At 73.9% G+C, this 18,495-nt stretch carries 17 protein-coding genes, 2 tRNA genes and 1 other RNA gene; 11 read left to right on the forward strand and 9 right to left on the reverse strand.

Going from position 1 to position 18,495, the window contains the following annotated elements; translation table 11 throughout:
* Window positions 1-9 precede the first annotated feature (9 nt).
* Both D1J60_RS18185 and opcA read left to right on the forward strand, forming a co-directional pair.
* Complete coding sequence (locus D1J60_RS18185) at window positions 10-1,629, forward strand: helicase HerA-like domain-containing protein (RefSeq protein WP_241253311.1); 1,620 nt, start codon at window positions 10-12, stop codon at window positions 1,627-1,629.
* An 82-nt stretch (window positions 1,630-1,711) separates the two neighbouring features.
* On the forward strand, window positions 1,712-2,644 hold the full coding sequence (opcA, locus tag D1J60_RS18190) for a glucose-6-phosphate dehydrogenase assembly protein OpcA (protein ID WP_125821797.1): 933 nt from the start codon (window positions 1,712-1,714) through the stop codon (window positions 2,642-2,644).
* Here opcA and D1J60_RS18195 read toward each other — a convergent pair.
* On the reverse strand, window positions 2,593-3,066 hold the full coding sequence (locus D1J60_RS18195; protein WP_125821798.1) for a cupin domain-containing protein: 474 nt from the start codon (window positions 3,064-3,066) through the stop codon (window positions 2,593-2,595). The genes opcA and D1J60_RS18195 overlap by 52 nt on opposite strands.
* Before the next feature lie 82 nt (window positions 3,067-3,148).
* A complete protein-coding gene (locus D1J60_RS18200) occupies window positions 3,149-3,748 on the reverse strand; it encodes an HhH-GPD-type base excision DNA repair protein (protein ID WP_125821799.1) in 600 nt (199 codons plus the stop codon).
* A 128-nt stretch (window positions 3,749-3,876) separates the two neighbouring features.
* On the opposite strand from D1J60_RS18200, the gene D1J60_RS18205 reads away from it, so the two are divergent.
* Window positions 3,877-4,689: a VOC family protein gene (locus tag D1J60_RS18205; protein ID WP_125821800.1), complete on the forward strand. Its 813-nt coding sequence runs from the start codon at window positions 3,877-3,879 to the stop codon at window positions 4,687-4,689.
* Window positions 4,690-4,717: 28 nt separating this feature from the next.
* Here D1J60_RS18205 and D1J60_RS18210 read toward each other — a convergent pair whose 3' ends face one another.
* From D1J60_RS18210 to D1J60_RS18220, 3 genes are all read right to left on the reverse strand, one after another.
* On the reverse strand, window positions 4,718-5,053 hold the full coding sequence (locus tag D1J60_RS18210) for a hypothetical protein (protein ID WP_125821801.1): 336 nt from the start codon (window positions 5,051-5,053) through the stop codon (window positions 4,718-4,720).
* 148 nt (window positions 5,054-5,201) lie between these two features.
* Window positions 5,202-5,504 (reverse strand): hypothetical protein, encoded by a 303-nt coding sequence (locus tag D1J60_RS18215; protein ID WP_125821802.1) that lies wholly within the window; start codon window positions 5,502-5,504, stop codon window positions 5,202-5,204.
* 173 nt (window positions 5,505-5,677) lie between these two features.
* Window positions 5,678-6,520, reverse strand: a complete 843-nt coding sequence (locus D1J60_RS18220; protein ID WP_125821803.1) for an NAD(P)H-binding protein — start codon at window positions 6,518-6,520, stop codon at window positions 5,678-5,680.
* Between the two features lie 119 nt (window positions 6,521-6,639).
* On the opposite strand from D1J60_RS18220, the gene D1J60_RS18225 reads away from it, so the two are divergent.
* Together D1J60_RS18225 and D1J60_RS18230 are read left to right on the forward strand one after the other, a co-directional pair.
* Window positions 6,640-7,128 carry a MarR family winged helix-turn-helix transcriptional regulator gene (locus D1J60_RS18225; protein WP_125821804.1) on the forward strand — a complete coding sequence of 163 codons (489 nt, stop codon included), beginning with the start codon at window positions 6,640-6,642 and terminating at the stop codon, window positions 7,126-7,128.
* Window positions 7,129-7,248: 120 nt separating this feature from the next.
* Window positions 7,249-7,710, forward strand: coding sequence for a hypothetical protein (locus D1J60_RS18230; protein WP_125821805.1), 462 nt, complete (start codon window positions 7,249-7,251; stop codon window positions 7,708-7,710).
* Between the two features lie 117 nt (window positions 7,711-7,827).
* On the opposite strand, the gene D1J60_RS18235 is transcribed toward D1J60_RS18230, so the two are convergent.
* A tRNA-Ser gene (locus tag D1J60_RS18235) sits at window positions 7,828-7,912 on the reverse strand.
* A 119-nt stretch (window positions 7,913-8,031) separates the two neighbouring features.
* On the opposite strand from D1J60_RS18235, the gene ffs reads away from it, so the two are divergent.
* The 6 genes from ffs to D1J60_RS18265 all read left to right on the forward strand — a co-directional run bounded on the left by ffs (window position 8,032) and on the right by D1J60_RS18265 (window position 16,494).
* Window positions 8,032-8,130, forward strand: an RNA gene (gene ffs, locus D1J60_RS18240) — signal recognition particle sRNA small type.
* Between the two features lie 64 nt (window positions 8,131-8,194).
* Window positions 8,195-10,435: a DNA polymerase III subunit gamma and tau gene (locus D1J60_RS18245; RefSeq protein WP_125821806.1), complete on the forward strand. Its 2,241-nt coding sequence runs from the start codon at window positions 8,195-8,197 to the stop codon at window positions 10,433-10,435.
* 60 nt (window positions 10,436-10,495) lie between these two features.
* Complete coding sequence (gene purD / locus D1J60_RS18250) at window positions 10,496-11,749, forward strand: phosphoribosylamine--glycine ligase (RefSeq protein WP_125821807.1); 1,254 nt, start codon at window positions 10,496-10,498, stop codon at window positions 11,747-11,749.
* Window positions 11,750-12,036: 287 nt separating this feature from the next.
* Window positions 12,037-13,842, forward strand: coding sequence for a hypothetical protein (locus tag D1J60_RS18255; RefSeq protein ID WP_125821808.1), 1,806 nt, complete (start codon window positions 12,037-12,039; stop codon window positions 13,840-13,842).
* Window positions 13,843-14,009: 167 nt separating this feature from the next.
* Window positions 14,010-15,515 (forward strand): N,N-dimethylformamidase beta subunit family domain-containing protein, encoded by a 1,506-nt coding sequence (locus D1J60_RS18260; RefSeq protein WP_125821809.1) that lies wholly within the window; start codon window positions 14,010-14,012, stop codon window positions 15,513-15,515.
* A 76-nt stretch (window positions 15,516-15,591) separates the two neighbouring features.
* A complete protein-coding gene (locus tag D1J60_RS18265; RefSeq protein WP_125821810.1) occupies window positions 15,592-16,494 on the forward strand; it encodes a phosphoribosylaminoimidazolesuccinocarboxamide synthase in 903 nt (300 codons plus the stop codon).
* Between the two features lie 43 nt (window positions 16,495-16,537).
* On the opposite strand, the gene D1J60_RS18270 is transcribed toward D1J60_RS18265, so the two are convergent.
* The 3 genes from D1J60_RS18270 to D1J60_RS18280 all read right to left on the reverse strand — a co-directional run bounded on the left by D1J60_RS18270 (window position 16,538) and on the right by D1J60_RS18280 (window position 18,484).
* Window positions 16,538-16,610 (reverse strand) — tRNA-Gly (locus tag D1J60_RS18270).
* A gap of 24 nt (window positions 16,611-16,634) precedes the next feature.
* Window positions 16,635-17,246 (reverse strand): response regulator transcription factor, encoded by a 612-nt coding sequence (locus tag D1J60_RS18275; RefSeq protein WP_007265383.1) that lies wholly within the window; start codon window positions 17,244-17,246, stop codon window positions 16,635-16,637.
* Window positions 17,243-18,484, reverse strand: coding sequence for a histidine kinase (locus D1J60_RS18280; protein WP_125821811.1), 1,242 nt, complete (start codon window positions 18,482-18,484; stop codon window positions 17,243-17,245). Before D1J60_RS18280 ends, D1J60_RS18275 begins: the two co-directional genes overlap by 4 nt.
* Window positions 18,485-18,495 lie beyond the last annotated feature (11 nt).

An 18,495-nucleotide genomic window follows, 5' to 3' on the forward strand; every position in this document is an offset into this window, starting at 1 on the left:
GAGGGATGCATGAGCCAGAGCACCGGCCCGGCGGTTCCGGCCGACCCGTCCGAACCGTCCGGGGCGCCCGCCCCCGCCGTCGACGCGATCGCCGCCGGGTACGCCTTCACCGGCCCGGCGCTCGACCTCGGAGCGCTGCTCTGGGACGGGAAGTGCCTGCCCGAGCGGCAGATCCGGATCCCCCTCGCCATGCTCAACCGGCACGGGCTGGTGGCCGGGGCGACCGGCACCGGCAAGACCAAGACGCTCCAGCTGATCGCCGAGCAGCTGTCGGCGAACGGCGTGCCCGTCTTCCTGGCCGACATCAAGGGCGACGTCTCCGGCATCTCCGCGCCCGGCGCGGCGAACGAGCGGACCGCGGCCAGGGCCGGCGAGGTCGCGCAGGAGTGGGAGGCGACCGCGTACCCCGCCGAGTTCTACTCCCTCGGCGGGATCGGCCCCGGGATCCCGGTCCGCGCGAGCGTGACGGCCTTCGGGCCGGTGCTGATGTCGAAGGTGCTCCAGCTCAACCCGACGCAGGAGCAGTCCCTCGGCCTGATCTTCCACTACGCCGACTCCAAGGGCCTGGAGCTGATCGACCTCAAGGACCTGCGGGCGGTCGTCGCCTTCCTCGTGTCCGACGAGGGAAGGCCGGAGCTGAAGGGAATCGGCGGCCTCTCCACCGTGACCGCCGGGGTGATCCTGCGCGCTCTGACCGCATTCGAGCAGCAGGGCGCCGCGGAATTCTTCGGCGAGCCCGAATTCGACACCAGTGAATTGCTCCGGACGGCCGCCGACGGGCGCGGAGTGGTCTCCGTCCTGGAACTCCCGGCAGTACAGGACAAACCGCAGCTTTTCTCCACATTCCTGATGTGGCTGCTCGCCGACCTCTACGGAGGACTTCCCGAAGTCGGCGATCTGGAACAGCCCAAGCTGGTGTTCTTCTTCGACGAGGCGCACCTCCTCTTCAACGGCGCCTCGAAGGCGTTCTTGCAATCCATCACCCAGACCGTCCGGCTGATCCGCTCCAAGGGGATCGGCGTCTTCTTCGTCACCCAGACCCCCAAGGACGTGCCCGCGGACGTGCTCGCCCAGCTCGGCAACCGCGTCCAGCACGCCCTGCGCGCCTTCACCCCCGACGACGCGAAGGCCCTCAAGGCCACGGTGAAGACTTTCCCCAACTCCCCCTACGACCTGGAGGAGACGCTCACCGGGCTCGGCACCGGCGAGGCCGTCGTCACGGTGCTCAGCGAGAAGGGCGCCCCGACCCCGGTCGCCGCCACCCGGCTGCGCGCACCGCAGTCGCTGATGGGGCCGGTCGGCGCCGAGGCCCTGGACCGGGCGGTCACGTCCTCACCGCTGTACGCGCGCTACGCCGAGCCGGTCGACCGCGAGTCCGCGTACGAGAAGATCACCGCAGAACAGGCCGCCGCGGAGGCCGCGGCGGAGGCGGCCGCCGCGGCGGCGGAGGCCGAGAAGCAGGCCAAGGACGCGGCGAGGGCCGCCCGCTCCGCCCCGAAACCGGAACCCTCCCTGGCCGAACAGGTCGTGGGCAGCGGGCTGTTCCGTTCCCTGGCACGGTCGATCGGGACGCAGCTGGGACGGGAGATCTCCCGGTCGGTCTTCGGGACCGCGCGCCGCCGCCGCTGACCGGGGACGCCACGGTCGCCCTCAAGACGGAGTCGAGCGAACCGGCTGTCGGGCACCCGGCGGGCGCTGACAGACTCGGGGCATGCGGACCGAACTCACCGACACCACGTCCAGCAAGATCGGCCGGGCGCTGCTCGACGCCCGCCGGGCCGTTGGCAGCCAGACCATGGGGCTGGTGCTGACCCTCGTCATCGTCACCGACGAGGAGCACGCCTACGACGCCGTACGCGCGGCCTCCGAGGCCTCGCGGGAGCACCCGTGCCGGATCATCGCGGTGATCAAGCGGACCCACCGGGGCCCGGAACGGCGGCGCCGGACCCGGCTCGACGCCGAACTGCGCGTGGGATCGGACGCCGGGTCCGGGGAGACGGTGATCCTGCGCCTGCACGGCGAACTCACCACCCAGGCCGGCTCGGTGGTGCTCCCGCTGCTGGCGCCGGACGCGCCGGTGGTGGCGTGGTGGCCGGCCGAGGCGCCCGCCGATCCCGCCCGCGACGACCTGGGCGCGCTGGCCCAGCGGCGGATCACCGACGCGCAGGAGGCCCCGGACCCGCTCGGCGTGCTGGACGCGCGCGCGGCCTCGTACGCCCCCGGCGACACCGACCTCGCCTGGACCCGGCTCACGCCGTGGCGCTCCCTGCTGGCCTGCGCGTTCGACCAGAAGCCGCTTCCGGTGACCGGCGGCGCGGTGGAGAGCGAGCCCGACAACGCGAGCGCCGAGCTGCTGGCGCGCTGGCTGGAGGACCGCCTCGGCGTGCCGGTGGCGCGGGTGGCCTCGGACGGGCCGCTGATCACCCGGGTCCGGCTGGAGACCTCCGTGGGCGAGGTGGTCGTGGACCGCCCGACCGGCTCGCTGGCCACGCTGGTGCTGCCGGGCTGGCCCGATCGCAAGGTCGCGCTGAAGATCCGCAGCACCGCCGAGCTGATCGCGGAGGAGCTGCGGCGGCTCGACGCCGACGAGGTCTACGCCTCGGTGCTGCGCGGCCGGGCGGCCCAGGCGTCGCTCTCGGCGTAGTGGTTGTCGTACGTGGGCTGGCTGTCGATGATGTCCTGCACGGTGGCCTCGCCCGCGCGCACCCGCCCGAGGAGGCGGTAGTAGTCGAAGCGGGCCATGCCGGGGGTGAAGCCGACGAACACCTCGGCGGTGTGGCCGGCGGCCGGGGCGAAGGCGTGCTTCACGCCGGGGGCGATGCTGATGAAGTCGCCCTTGGCGAGGGTGTGGACCTCGTCCCCGACGAGGACGTCGAGCCGGCCGTCGGTGACGTGGAAGAACTCGGTGGCCTTGGTGTGGAAGTGCACCGGGGCCCCGGCCGCGCCCACCTCGAAGCGTGCGGTGTTGCAGGTGAGTTCGGGGGTGTCGGTGAGCAGGGTGATGAAGCTGCCGGGGCCGTCGGAGATGACTTCGGCGTTCGCGGCGCGGGTGAGGTTCTCGGTCATGATCCCGACCCTACGGCGACCGCTCCGCCGCTCTGCCGACGGGTGCCCCTGGAGCGCCCAACTCCGTTTGTCCGCTGCGAGTTCACGCCCCGTCGGCTGACGCGGAGCGCTTGGCGGCGGCCTTCTGGGCCTGCTTGTACTCGCGGACCTTCGCCAGGGACTCCGGGCCCGTGATGTCGGCCGCCGAGCGGTGGACGCCCGGCAGGCCGTAGCCGCCGGCGGCCTCGCGCCAGCCCAAGGGTCGGACGCCGAACCGCTTGCCCAGCAGGGCCAGGAAGATCTGCGCCTTCTGCTCCCCGAACCCCGGCAGCGCCTTCAGCCGGGCCAGCAGCTCGGCGCCGCTGGAGGCGTCGGCCCACACGGCGGCCGCGTCTCCGTCGTAGTGCTCCACCAGGTACGCGCAGAGCTGCTGGATCCGCTTCGCCATCGATCCCGGGTAGCGGTGCACGGCGGGCTTCTGCGACAGCAGCGCCGCGAAGGCCTCCGGGTCGTGGGCGGCGATGGCGTGCGCGTCGAGGTCGTCGGTGCCGAGCCGCCGGGCGATGGTCCAGGGCCCCGAGAACGCCCACTCCATCGGCACCTGCTGGTCGAGCAGCATGCCGGTGAGCGCGGCCAGCGGGCTGCGCGCGAGCAGGGCGTCGGCCTCGGGCTGCTGCGCGAGCCGGATGGTGATGTCGTCCATGCCCCAAGCCTCCCCCGGCGGCGGCCCCGGCGCCCGGTCGGCGCGCGATTGTCAGACCCCCCGCCTAGCGTGGGAGCGACAGGACAAGCACGCGTACGGACGGCAGACGACACAGGAGTCGATCGACCATGGCTGAGTTCCCGGAAGGCGCCCCGTGCTGGGTGGACGCGATGTTCTCCGACGTGGAGGGCGCCAAGGAGTTCTACGGCGACGTGCTGGGCTGGACCTTCGGCGAGGCCAGCAGCGAGTACGGCAACTACACGCAGGCCTATTCCGACGGCAAGGCGGTCGCGGCCGTGGTGCCGCCGATGCCGGGCGGTGACGCCCCCTCGCAGTGGTGTCTCTACTTCGCCTCGTCCGACGCCGCCGCCACCGCCGAGAAGATCAGGGCGGCGGGCGGCGCGCTGATGATGGAGCCGATGCAGGTCGGCTCGTTCGGGACGATGGCGATCGCCAAGGAGCCGAGCGGCGCGGTCTTCGGCGTCTGGCAGCCCGGTGAGCACAAGGGCTTCGAGAAGCTCGGCGAGGCCGGTGCGTACGCCTGGGCGGAGGTGTTCACGCGCGAGCCGGACAAGGCGGACGCCTTCCTTTCGCAGGTCTTCCCGTACGAGTCGCAGCAGATGGACCCCGGTGACGACCCGGAGGCGGCCGGGATGGACTTCAAGGTCTTCAGCGTGGGCGGTCCGCAGAACCCGGTGCTGGGCCGGATGAGGATGGGCGAGGAGTTCCCGCCGGAGATCCCCTCCTACGTACAGGTCTACTTCGCGGTGCCGGACTGCGACGAGGCGGTCGCGAAGACCCGCAAGCACGGCGGGCAGCTGCACTTCGGGCCGATGGACAGCCCCTTCGGCCGCTTCGCGGCGGTCACCGACCCGCAGGGGGCGGCGTTCGCGGTGATCGACCTGTCGACGACGGCCGGGGAGATGCCGAGCTTCGGCTAGGCCGCCCGGCTTGCGGGGCGCCTGGTGCCTACGGTCGGCCGTGCGGCCGGCCGTGGCGCCGGCCGCGCCGGACGGCCTCCCAGGCGGCGCCCAGCGCCGCGGACTGCACGAGGCCACAGGCGACCAGCACACCGGCGGAGAACCACAGGGGAGGCTTCGACGCGCCCCAGAGCAGCATGCCGACGGCCGTCGCGGCGAAGGAGGACGGGGCGGTGACGAGGGTGGGCCAGATCCAGACGAACCCCGGGTCCTGACCGAAGAGGGTGATGCCCGTCGCCACCGCGATGGCCCCGGCGACGAGGGTGAGGTAGACCGCCGAGGCGGGATTGGCGAAGGTCAGGCGTATCAGCGTGCGCGCGTTCATCGGCTCTCCCTGGGGCGTGGTGTGCCTCCAGCGTCGGCCCGGACGGCCGCGGTGTCGTGAGTACGCGTACCCAACCGCGCCCGGTACGGGCGCGGTTGCGCAGGCCGGCCCGCCCCAGGGGGAGGGGCGCTGGAGGCCCTGCGGCGTCCTACTCGATGAACAGGCTCCGGCCGTGACCGATCGCGATCCGGCCCGGGAGGATCGCGTGCACCACCCGGCCGTCGCAGTTCGCGCCGTCCCACACCCAGGCCACCCCGTTCGTGAAGTTGGCGACCTCCGAGGGGGCGAAGTCGCCCAGGGGGAAGCAGCCGCTGGGGGCTTCGTTCGGCGCGCCGTCGATGAACAGGACGCCCTGGGCCGCCTGTGCCGTACCGGGGGCCGCCAGCGCCAGCGCCACGGCCGCCGCGCACGCGCCGACCAGCCCCGCCGCCCTCCGCGCCCGCGTCCCCATTCCCCTCCGCGTCCCCACACCCATCCGGTTCCTCATCCGGTTCCTCATCCGCTTCCTCCTCGTTTCCCGCCCGGCCAGCTGTCATGACCGACGGTAGGCGGAGGTCACGTTCCGTGACACGGCGTGTGGTGGTGAAGGAGGGGCGTGAGGGGCGGGCCTGCGCCCGGGTGTCATCAGTGGCCGGTGAAGGCGGCGGCGTTCTCGCGGGCCCATTGCGCGTAGGTGCGGGCGGGCCGGCCGAGCAGGGTCTCGGTGGTGTCGGCGACGGTGGCGGGGCCGTGGTTCGCGGCCTCCCACAGGTCGAGCAGCGAGGAGACCATCGGGGCGGGCATGTGGGCGCCCATCTGGCGCTCGGCCTCGGCGCGGGTGATCTGCTCGACGGGGATCTCGCGGCCGATCGCGTCGGCCAGGACCGCCAGTTGGTGTCGGAAGGTGAGCGACTCGGAGCCGGTCAGGGTGAGCCGGCGGCCGGTGAGGGCGTCGCCGGTGAGGGCCTCGAAGGCGATGTCGGCGATGTCCTCGGGGTGGATGGGCGCGATGTGCGCGTCCGGGTAGGCGAGCTGGAGCGGCAGGGACCGGCCGATGGGGTACGCCCAGCCGAAGGAGTTGCTGGCGAAGGCGTCCGGGCGCAGGAAGGTGCAGGTCAGGGCGGAGGCGGTGAGGGCTCGCTCGACCTCCAGGCTGTGGCTCGCGAGCGCGTCGTGCGCGGCGCCCGGGGCGAGGACGGAGGACGAGGACAGCAGGACGACGTGCTCGACGCCGGCGGCCTCGGCGGCGGCGATCAGCTCCTGGATGCCGGCGGGCTCGGGATAGAGGAAGACCTGCCGGACGCCGTCCAGTGCGGCGGCGAAGGTCTCGGGACGGTCGAGGACGAGCTCACGGGTCTCGACCCCGTCCGGGACGGTGAGCCGCGCGGGGTGGGAACTGGCGGCGCGGACGGCGTGTCCGGCGGAGTGCAGGCGGCCGACGAGGGCCCGGCCGACCTTGCCTCGGGCGCCGGTGACGAGGGTGCTCATGGGTTCTCCGTTCGCGAGGGCGGCCGTCATTGCCTGACCGCTGACATATGCATGCTTGCATGCACACGTTTTCGGGTCAACACATGTTTGCCGACAGTCACGTATGTACGATGAGGGTCATGACGAAGCAGCAGGCGGACGCGGCGGACATGGGCGACGAGGACCTCCTGAACGCCGTCGGCCCGGCGTTCGGGAAACTGCGGCGCTCCTCGCTCCTGGAGGTCGAGAACCCGATCTCCCAGAAGGACCTGGGCCGGACCCTGGTCCTCAACGTGGTCCTGGAGATCGGGCAGGACGGCGCCCGCGAGGTCACCGTCGGCGCGGTCGGCGCGCACCTGGGCACCGACCCCTCGGTGGCCAGCCGCATGGTGTCCGACTGCATCTCCGCCGGCTACCTGGTCCGCGCCGCCTCCCAGCGGGACGGCCGCCGCACGGTCCTCCACCTCAGCCCCGAGGGCGAGGAGCTGATGGCCCGCTTCCGCAGGCACCAGCGCTCGGCCTTCGAGTACGTCACCGCCGACTGGAGCGAGCGCGAACGGCTGGACTTCGCCCGCCTGATGCTGAAGTACGTCGCCGCCCAGGAGTCCCTGCGCCGACGCGGGACCTGAGCCGCCCGGCGCCGACGGGGGCACTGTCGACGCCGGGGAGTAGACAGTGTCTACGAAAGTGGCCACTTCTGAGTACGCGTACTCAGGACGCGTCGGTCCCGCACTGGGAGCGTCTGACGCATGGACAAGATCTACTCAGTGGTGGGCAGCACCCTCGCCGGTCTGTTCACCGGATACCTGGCGATGGGGCTGTGGTGGTGGGGCGCCACCGAGGACGGCCGCTGCGAATCCGGCCCCACGATCTGCTTGCCGGTGTTCCAGTTCATCGCCTTCGCCTCGTGGCTGGCCGTGACGGCGGTCTTCTACGTGGTCGCCCTGCGCCTGCTGGACGTCCGGCCGAGGGTGGCGACCGTTCCCGCCTGCCTCGCCCTGCAGATGTACGCCCTGGCGCTGCTGGCCCCGCTCTCCGTCCGCGAGTACCCGGAGCCCTCGCTCCTGAGCTTCGCCGCCCTGGCCGCCGGCCCGGGCCTGGTCGCCCTGTGCGCCTTCCCGGAGTGGCGCCGGCGGGGCCTGGCCGCGACCGCCGTCCTGATGGCCGGCGCCTTCGTCGCGTACGGCTGCGCCGAGGGCTTCCCGTGGTGACCGCGCAGGGGAACTGGCCGGGCGCTTGATCCCACGTCTGGGGTGGCATGGCCGCGGAACGGCGAAGGACCCGGCCGCTGAGCGGTCGGGTCCTTCGGTTGCCCTTGCGGGCGAGTGCGGAGGATACGAGATTCGAACTCGTGAGGGGTTGCCCCCAACACGCTTTCCAAGCGTGCGCCCTAGGCCTCTAGGCGAATCCTCCGCCGCAAACAATACAAGACGTTGAGGGGTGCTCGCGAACACGATCCCGGCCGGCGGTCCCGGGTGGATCCGGGGAGGGGTCCGGCTCGATTCCGGGGCCCCGTATCCGCTAGGGTGGGGCCCAGCCCCTCACGTGGCGCTATCTCACCCAACTCCCCCAGGGCCGGAAGGCAGCAAGGGTAAGTGGGCTCTGGCGGGTGCGTGAGGGGCGCTTTGCGTTCCGGGGCGGGTCCGGGGCGTCGGCGGGCCGTGGTTGTCGGTGGGCCCGGATAACCTCGTAGACGTGTCGTCCCTTGCGCTGTACCGCCGCTACCGCCCCGAGTCGTTCGCCGAGGTCATCGGGCAGGAGCATGTCACTGCCCCGCTGATGCAGGCCCTGCGGAACAACCGGGTCAATCACGCGTACCTGTTCAGCGGCCCGCGCGGCTGCGGCAAGACGACCAGCGCGCGCATCCTGGCGCGCTGCCTCAACTGTGAGCAGGGCCCCACCCCGGATCCGTGCGGGGAGTGCCAGTCCTGCCGGGACCTCGCCAGGAACGGGCCGGGGTCCATCGACGTCATCGAGATCGACGCCGCCTCGCACGGTGGTGTCGACGACGCCCGTGACCTGCGCGAGAAGGCCTTCTTCGGGCCCGCGTCGAGCCGGTACAAGATCTACATCATCGACGAGGCGCACATGGTCACCTCGGCGGGCTTCAACGCCCTGCTGAAGGTGGTCGAGGAGCCGCCGGAGCACCTCAAGTTCATCTTCGCGACCACCGAGCCCGAGAAGGTCATCGGGACGATCCGCTCCCGGACGCACCACTACCCCTTCCGGCTCGTGCCGCCCGGGACGCTGCGCGACTACCTCGGCGAGGTCTGCGGGCGCGAGGGCGCCAAGGTCGAGGACGGCGTGCTGCCGCTCGTCGTGCGCGCCGGTGCCGGGTCCGTGCGTGACTCCATGTCCGTCATGGACCAGCTCCTCGCCGGTGCCGGCGAGGAGGGTGTGACATACGCCATGGCCACCTCCCTGCTCGGGTACACGGAGGGGTCGCTGCTCGATTCGGTGGTCGACGCCTTCGCCGCCGGGGACGGGGCCGCCGCGTTCGAGGTCGTCGACCGGGTGGTCGAGGGCGGCAACGACCCGCGCCGGTTCGTCGCCGACCTGCTGGAGCGGCTGCGCGACCTGGTGATCCTGGCCGCCGTGCCCGACGCCGGGGAGAAGGGGCTGATCGACGCCCCCGCCGACGTCGTGGAACGGATGCAGGCCCAGGCGTCGGTGTTCGGCGCCGCCGAGCTCAGCCGCGCCGCCGACCTGGTCAACGCCGGGCTCACCGAGATGCGCGGCGCCACCTCGCCCCGGCTCCAGCTGGAGCTGATCTGCGCCCGGGTGCTGCTGCCGGCCGCCTTCGACGACGAGCGCTCCTTCCAGGCCCGGCTGGACCGGCTGGAGCGCAGCGGGCCGCCCGCCGCCGCTTTCGCCGCGCCGGCCGCAGCGCCCGCCATGGGCTACGTGCCCGCGCCCGAGGCGCACGGCATGGCCCCGGCCGGTCCCGGCGGCGGGGTCGCCGCCGCGCGTGCCGCCGTACGGGGACCCGGGCCGGACGCCGCCGCGGCGCCGGCGCAGGTGCCGCCCGTGCCGGCTCCCGCCCCGGCTCCGGCGCCCGCGCCCGCCCAGGCGCCCGCGCCCGTCCAGGCCCCCGCTCCGGCCGCCGCCGCTCCCGCGCAGGCGCCCGGTGCGTGGCCCGGGGCGGCGCAGCCCGGCAGCGGGGCACCCGCCCCCGGCGCCTGGCCCGGGGCCTCCACACCGGCCGCGTCCGCCGCGCCCGCCGCCCCGGCCACGCCCGCCGCCGGGGCCTGGCCCTCCGCCGCCGTCCCCGGCAGCGGAGCCCCGGCCGCCCCCGCACCCACCCCCGCCCCGGCGGCCTCCGCTCCCGCCGCCCCGGCCGCCGCCGCGCCCTCCGCCGAGATGGCGGTCGGCGTCGGGCAGGTCCAGGCGATGTGGCCCGGCGTGCTGGAGGCCGTCAAGAACCGCCGCCGCTTCACCTGGATCCTGCTCAGCCAGAACGCCCAGGTCACCGGCTTCGACGGGACCACCCTCCAGCTCGGCTTCCCCAACGCCGGAGCCCGCGACAACTTCGCGAGCAGCGGCAGCGAGGACGTCCTCAAGGCGGTCCTGGCCGAGCAGTTCCAGGTCAACTGGAAGATCGACGCCGTGGTCGGGGGCGGCGGGCCGGCCCCGGCCGCGCCCTCCTCGTACTCCTCCTACTCCGCGCCGGCCGCCCCCGCCTACAGCCCGCCCCCGGCGGCCCCGCAGGCCCCGCCGTCGCAGCAGGTCCCGCAGCCGCCCGCGTACCAGCCGCCGCCCCCGCAGGCGGCCCCCGCCCCGCAGCCGCCCGTGCAGCAGGCGCCGCCGCCGGTCGCCCCCGAGGACGACGTCCCGGAGGAGGACGACCCGGACCTCGTCGACAGCGCCCTGACCGGACACGACCTGATCGTGCGCGAGCTCGGGGCGACCGTTGTGGAGGAATACACGAACGAGTAGCCCCCGCTGATTGGGTGGCCGCACGAAACCGGCCGCGCCGTCCGGGCTACCCTGGGCGGCGTGAAGGTCCTCGTCATCGGCGGCGGCGCCCGCGAACACGCCCTGTGCCGCTCTCTGTCCCTCGACCCCGACGTCTCCGCGCTGTACTGCGCCCCCGGCAACGCCGGCATCGCCGAGGTGGCGGAGCTGCGCCCGGTCGACGCCCTCGACGGCGCGGCGGTCGCCGCCCTCGCCGTCGAGCTCGGCGCCGGGCTGGTCGTCGTCGGCCCGGAGGCCCCCCTCGTCGCCGGCGTGGCGGACGCCGTCCGCGCGGCCGGCATCCCGGTCTTCGGGCCGTCCGCCGAGGCCGCGCGGCTGGAGGGTTCCAAGGCCTTCGCCAAGGACGTCATGGCCGCGGCCGGGGTCCCGACCGCGCGCAGCTACGTCTGCACCACCGCCGAGGAGGTCGACGCGGCCCTCGACGCCTTCGGCGCCCCGTACGTCGTCAAGGACGACGGCCTCGCCGCCGGCAAGGGCGTCGTCGTCACCGAGGACCGGGCCGTCGCCCGCGACCACGCGCTGGCCTGCGACCGCGTCGTCATCGAGGAGTACCTCGACGGCCCCGAGGTCTCCCTCTTCGCCATCACCGACGGCGTCACCGTGCTGCCGCTCCAGCCCGCCCAGGACTTCAAGCGCGCGCTCGACGGCGACCAGGGCCCCAACACCGGCGGCATGGGCGCGTACTCGCCGCTCCCATGGGCGGACCCGAAGCTGGTCGACGAGGTCATGGAGCTGGTGCTCCAGCCGACCGTGGACGAGCTCCGCCACCGCGGCACCCCCTTCTCCGGGCTGCTCTACGCGGGCCTGGCCATCACCAGCCGCGGCACCCGCGTCATCGAGTTCAACGCCCGCTTCGGCGACCCCGAGACCCAGGTGGTCCTGGCCCGGCTGCGCACCCCCCTCGCCGGCGTGCTGCTGAACGCCGCCAACGGCACCCTGAACTCCCTCCCGGCGCTGAACTGGAGCGACGACGCGGCCGTCACGGTGGTCATCGCCTCGCACAACTACCCCGATACCCCGCGCACCGGCGACCCGATCGAGGGCCTCGGCGACGTGGCGGCGAAGGACGCGCCCGACGCGTACGTGCTGCACGCCGGGACCCGCCGCGAGGGCGACGCCGTCGTCAGCGCGGGCGGTCGCGTCCTGTCGGTGACGGCGACCGGTTCCGACCTGGCGCAGGCGCGCGAGAAGGCGTATAAGGCGGTCGGGCGGATCAAGCTCGACGGGTCCCAGCACCGCACGGACATCGCCGCCAAGGCGGCCGAAGGCCGCTGACCAGCACGGCCGTCATGACGCGGGCCCGGTGTGCGGAGAAGCGCACCGGGTCCGCGCGTGCGTACGCGTGCGACTGCATCCGGCCGCCTTCGAACGCAGCCACCTTTAGCCAAAGCCATTCCATCGGGTGATCGTCACCCGGACTGCCTGACGTCCGCGCCCGCCCCAACTAGGGTGCGGCGCAAGCATTCCGGCACATGGCCCACCGGCATTGCGATGTCAGTGGCGGGTGTCACAGTGGGGGAGTGAGCAAAGCCGCCGCAGGGCAGAGGGGGTGAGGTCCGGCCGTGTCCGGAACCGGTTCGATCGCAGAAGTGGGCGCGCCGTCCGCGCGTTCACGGGCCCTCGCCGTGCTGCGGGTCCGCAGCAGGGCCACGGCCGCCGTCCTGCTGCCCGCCGCCCTCGCGGTGGTGCTCGTCGCCGCCCGGATGACGGGCCGGCTGGGCGGTGACCCCTGGCCGGCGGTGACCCTGGCCGTCTGCGCGGTGGCCGCCCTGGTGCTGCTGGCGGGCGGGATATTCGGCGCGGTGGTGCTGCGCGCGGGTCCCGCCGTGACCCCGACGGTGCCGCTGCCGGAAGCCGCCGCCCCCGACCTCTACCGCCTCGTGCGGGACCTGGCAGACCGGATGGACGTCCCCGCGCCCTCCGCGATAGCCCTCACCCCGGACTGCGACAGCTGGCTGGAGGACCGCACCCATGCCGCCCACCGCCGCCGGGGCAGGGGCACGGGCACCGGACCGGAGTCCGAGCCCGGCGCGGCCCCCGTCCTGGTGATCGGATCGCCCTTCCTGTGGTGGATGCGGGTCGCGGAGCTGCGGGCCGTCCTCGCGCCCGTCGTCGCCGGTACGGGCCCCTCCGCGCATCCGGACATAGCCGACGCGCGCGGCTTCGTCCGCGGGCTCGACGCGGCGGCGGACATCGGCGGCAGGCCCGGCCTGGGCTGGATCGGCCGCCCGGCCCGGCTGCTGCTGCGGCTGTGCCGGACGGACGCCGCCGAGATGGAGCGCGGGGTGGCCGCCGCCGCCTCCGACCGCGCACAGGGTGTGGACTACGGCCTGCGCATCGTCGCCCAGGAGCAGGTCGGCCTCGCCTACGCGGGCTGGGACCGGCTGCTGACCCGGGTCGCGCTGCCCGCCTGGCGGATGGGCCGCTGGCCGGCGCACCTGGACGCCGGGGTGGTCTCCGCCCTGACCGAGCTGTCCCGGCGGGACCGGCTGGCGGAGGGGTTCACCTCGCGGCTCGGCGAGCGCCCCGCCTGCGACCTGCTGGAGCAGCCCGGCGTGGTCGACGAGGCCGCCTCCCTGCTGGCGGCCAGGCTGTTCCACGGCGGCCCGGCCGAGGCGGGCCCGGACTGGTCCCCCGTGGACTGGGCGGCGTACCCGCAGGAGGTCGTGGACCGCAAGTGGCGTACCGAGGCGGCCCGCCTGCACGCCGCCCTGGACGCCCTGTCCGTCCCGGCGGAGCTGGCACCGCCCGCCGCCGGCCGGCCCCGGCCGGACGCCCCCGCGGCCCCGGCGGAGCCCGTGCCCGTCACCACGGGCGCCCCCGCCCCCGCCGGAGCCTCCGTGAGCGGTGCCCCGGGTGCCCCCGGCGGCCCCTCCGCCCCCGCCGCCGCCCGCGCCGCGGACCGGGCCCCCGGCGCGGGCGGACCGGTTCCCCCGGGCGGGGCGACGCTGGAGCGGGTCCTCGGCTACCTCACCGACCCCGCCGGGGAGGGCGCGGCCGGGGAGGCCCTCGCCGGGCGGCTCAGCGGCGACCTGGCCCGGGAGGAGCGCGCCGCCGGAGCCGCCAGGCCGCAGCCCCGCGGCGGCGCGGACACGCTGCCGCTGTTCCCGCTCCAGCCCCCGCGCAGCGGGCGCGACCTGCTCGCCGACCACGTCACCGCCCTCGTCTGCTGCGCCGCCGTGGACTCGGCCGGCGCGGGCCCGGGCATGGACTGGCTGGACGGCCCCGTCCTGCTGGTCGGCGGCGAGCGCCGCGCCGACCTCGCCCCACGCGTGCTCTCCCTCGTCGAGGACGGGGACCCGGCGCCGCTGCGCGACTGGCTCGCGGAGCTCGGCGTGCGCCCCGAGAAGCCCGTACGCCTCCTCTGAAGCGCCCGCCCGCCCCCCGCGTTCCGTTCACGTCAATTCACGACGAACGGTGACGGAGTGAGTGCGTTATGTGATGTGCTTGGGACCGGTCGCGGAAAGGTGTCCGAAATGCCGCCGCGCACCTGACGGGAGCAAAGGCGTTCGGGGGAGCGAGGGAGGGAAGCGGTATGGGTGCGGACCAGATCCGGCGTTGGGAGTCGGGCGCGCTCGCGCACGCGGTCACCGACCCCTTCGGGCAGGGCCCGCTGCCCTGGTTCCGGGGCAGCGAGCTGTACTTCGACGACACCGGCCAGGTGGTCCCCTGGTACGTGGACCCCGCCGTCGCCACCCCGGGCCACGGCCCGGACGGCCGCCCCCGCGTCCCCGCCCAGAGCCCCCGGGGCGGCGGCCCCCGCACCGCGGACGACGTGCACCGGCAGATCAAGGGCTTCGCCTCCACCGGAGCCGTCGCCCCCGGCGAGGCCATCGACTTCCACGTCACCGTCGACCCGCCCCAGCAGTTCTCCGTCGACGTCTACCGGATCGGCCACTACGGCGGCGACGGCGCTTCCAAGATCACCACCAGCCCCCGGCTGTCCGGCATCGTCCAGCCGCCCCCGCTCACCGCCGACCGCACCGTCTCCTGCCACCACTGGTGGCTCTCCTGGCGGCTCCAGGTCCCCTCGTACTGGAGCATCGGCGCCTACGTGGCCGTCCTCACCACCGCCGACGGATACCGCTCCCACATCCCCTTCACGGTCCGCGACGACCACCCCGCCGACCTCCTCCTGCTGCTCCCGGACATCACCTGGCAGGCCTACAACCTCTACCCCGAGGACGGCCGCACGGGCGCCAGCCTCTACCACGCCTGGGACGAGCAGGGCCGGCTGCTCGGCGAGCGCGACGCGGCCATCACCGTCTCCTTCGACCGCCCCTACGCGGGCGCCGGCCTGCCGCTGCACGTGGGCCACGCCTACGACTTCATCCGCTGGGCCGAGCGCTACGGCTACGACCTCGCGTACGCCGACACCCGCGACCTGCACTCCGGCCGCGTCGATCCGACCCGCTACCGGGGCCTGGTCTTCCCCGGCCACGACGAGTACTGGTCGGTCCCCATGCGCCGCACCGTCGAGCGCGCCCGCGACCACGGCACCTCCCTTGTCTTCCTCTCCGCCAACACCATGTACTGGCAGGTGGAGCTCTCCCCCTCGCCCTCGGGGGTCGAGGACCGGCTGCTGACCTGCCGAAAACGCCGCGGCCCCGGCCGCCCCAGCCTGTGGCGCGAGGTCGACCGCCCCGAACAGCAGCTGCTCGGCATCCAGTACGCGGGGCGGGTCCCCGAGCCCGCGCCGCTGGTCGTCCGCAACGCCACGCACTGGCTCTGGGACTCCACCGGCGCCGCGGAGAACGACGAGCTCGACGGGCTGGTGGCCGGCGAGGCCGACCGATACTTCCCGCGCACCCAGCTCCCCGAGCACCAGGACCGCATCCTGCTCGCCCACTCCCCGTACCTCGACGGCGAGGGGGCCAAGCGCCACCAGGAGACCTCCCTGTACCGGGCCCCGAGCGGCTCCCTGGTCTTCGCGTCCGGCACCTTCGCCTGGTCCCCGGCACTCGACCGCCCCGGGCACGTGGACGAGCGGGTCCAGCGGGCGACGGCGAACCTCCTCGACCGGATCTGCAAGCGGGACTGACCGGACCCGTTGTCCCCGTTCGCGGACGGGTGCGGGAGAATGGTCCCGCGCTCGTACAGAACCACAGGGAGAACCCGTGCCCGGATTCGTCGAAAAGCCCGAGCCGGTGCAGGTGCCCGGCCTCCACCACCTCCACACCGGCAAGGTCCGCGACCTCTACCGCGACGAGGACGGCAACCTCGTGATGGTCGCCAGCGACCGGATCTCCGCCGCCGACTGGGTGCTGCCCACCGAGATCCCGGAGAAGGGCCGCATCCTGACGCAGCTCTCCCTCTGGTGGTTCGACCAGCTCGCCGACCTGGTCCCCAACCACGTCATCGGCACGGACCTGCCCGCCGGCGCCCCCGCCGACTGGGAGGGCCGCACGCTGGTCTGCAAGAGCCTCGACATGGTCCCCGTCGAGTGCGTGGCCCGCGGCTACCTCACCGGCTCCGGTCTCAAGGAGTACGTCCAGACCCGCACGGTCTGCGGACTCGCCCTCCCCGAGGGCCTGGTGGACGGCTCCGAGCTGCCCGCCCCGATCTTCACCCCGGCCGCCAAGGCGGAGGTCGGCGACCACGACGAGAACGTCTCCTACGAGGAGGTCGCCCGCACCACCGGCGCCGAGACGGCGGCGCTGCTGCGCCAGACCACCCTCGCCGTGTACGGGCGGGCCCGGGACATCGCCCGCGAGCGCGGCATCATCCTGGCGGACACCAAGTTCGAGTTCGGCTTCGACAAGGACGGCACGCTCGTCGCCGCCGACGAGGTCCTCACCCCGGACTCCTCCCGCTTCTGGCCGGCCGACCAGTGGCAGCCGGGCCGCACCCAGCCCTCGTTCGACAAGCAGTACGTCCGCGACTGGCTGGCCTCCCCGGCCTCCGGCTGGGACTCCAAGGGCGAGCTCCCGCCGCCGGTCCTCCCGCAGGAGGTCGTGGCGCGGACCCGCGCCAAGTACGTCGAGGCCTACGAGCGCCTCACCGGTCAGACCTGGAGCTGACACGACGAAGGCCCCGATCGGTGATCGGGGCCTTCGCCAGCTGAGCGGACAACGCGACTCGAACGCGCGACATCCACCTTGGCAAGGTGGTGCTCTACCAACTGAGCTATGTCCGCCTGTGCGCCGTAGCGCGACACCCACTATACCCAACCCCGCTGCCGTGCGAGACGCACCGCGGTGTGCCGGTTCTCCGCGCCGAGCTTCGTCGCCGCCGAGGACAGGTAGTTGCGTACGGTCCCCTGCGACAGCGAGGCCCGCTCCGCGATCTCCGCGATCGGCGCCCCGTCCGCCGCGAGTTCCAGCACCTCCGCCTCGCGGGCGGTCAGCGGGGAGTCGCCCGCGCTGATCGCGTCGGCCGCCAACTCGGGGTCCACGTACCGCCCTCCGGCGTGCACGGTGCGGATCAGCTCGGCCAGCCGCTGCGCGGAGACCGTCTTCGGCGCGAAGGCCCGCACCCCGGCCGCGAGGGCCCGCTTCAGGTGCCCGGGACGCCCGTGACTGGTCACGATCATGGTCTTGCAGTCGGGCAGTTCGGCCCGCAGCGATGTGGCCACGCTCACACCGTCGGCGCCCGGCATCTGGAGGTCCAGCACCGCCACGTCCGGCCGGTGCGCCCGCGCCATCGCCAGCGCCTCCGGCCCGGAGGCCGCCTCGGCCACGACGACGAGGTCGTCCTCCAGGCCCAGCAGTGCGGCCAGCGCGCCCCGGATCAGGTGCTCGTCGTCGGCCAGAAGTACGCGTACGGGGCTCACGCCCGCACCTCCACTCGTCGTGTGTCCAGGGGCACCTCGGCCCGCAGCCGGAACCGGCCGCCCTCGGCCGGCCCCGCCAGCAGGGTCCCGTCCACCGCCGCGAGCCGCTCCCGCAGCCCCGCGAGGCCGGATCCGGGCATTCCGGCGGGTGTCTCGGGCACCCCGTCGTTCTCCACCAGCAGCGTCACCGTGCCCGAGTCCGCCGGCGCGGCGAGCCGGATCAGGCAGCTGCGCGCGTCCCCGTGCCGCAGGACGTTCGTCGTCGCCTCCCGGACCACCCAGCCCAGCGCCGACTGCACCTCGCCCGGCAGCTGCCGCCCGGCCGTCGCGTACTCGACGCGGCAGTCCATCCCGGCCGCGCTCAGCACCCCGCGCGCGCCCTCCAGCTCCACGGAGAGGTCCGCCTCCCGGTAGCCGCGCACGACGTCGCGCACCTCCCGCTGCGACTCGCGCGCGATCCGCTGCACCTCGATCATCTGGTCCACGGCCTCGGGGCGTTCGCGCCGGGCCAGCTGCACCGCCAGCTCGCTCTTGAGGGCGATCACCGCCAGGTTGCGGCCCATCACGTCGTGCAGGTCCCGCCCGAAGCGCAGCCGCTCCTCGGCCACCGCCAACTGCGCCTGGACTTCCCGGGCGTGGTCGAGTTCGTAGACGGTGCGCAGCAGCCAGCCGGAGAACCCGCAGGTGAAGGCGAGGAAGACGCCGGCGACCAGGACGGCGACGAAGTACCCCACGGCCTCGCCGAGCGGCAGGCCGAGCGCGGCGACGGTCGCTCCGGTGCCCACCGCGGCGACCAGGGGTACGTACTTCATGTGCTGGACCTTCTCCACGGCGAGGACGAGGGATCCGCAGCCGAAGCAGGTCACCCCCACGACCAGGCCGGGGGCCACGGATTCGTCGAGGCTGCCGAACCGGCGCAGGAACAGGAAGAGCAGTACGGCCGCGACGGTGGCGGCGGTGGTCACCACCGCGAGCCGGACCGGGCGTTCGCGGCGGCCGCAGACGGCGTCGAGGGCGCTGGAGGAGAGGAAGCCGATGAGGACCGCGTGGGCGACGACCACGGCCAGGGCGGCGAGTGCGAGGGGCCGCGGTGTGTCGTTCTCCGCGCTGGAGACGACGGCGACCAGTCCGAAGGACACGATCTCGATGAGCACGAACAGGTGGAAGGACCAGCGTGTGTACAGCTCGACCTTCCCCGCGCTGTTGCGCTTCTTCCACCACCCGGTCAGCTTCGACACGTTCCGTCCCC

The organism is Streptomyces sp. W1SF4 (assembly GCF_003950035.1).
In the GTDB taxonomy this organism is placed as follows: domain Bacteria; phylum Actinomycetota; class Actinomycetes; order Streptomycetales; family Streptomycetaceae; genus Streptomyces; species Streptomyces racemochromogenes.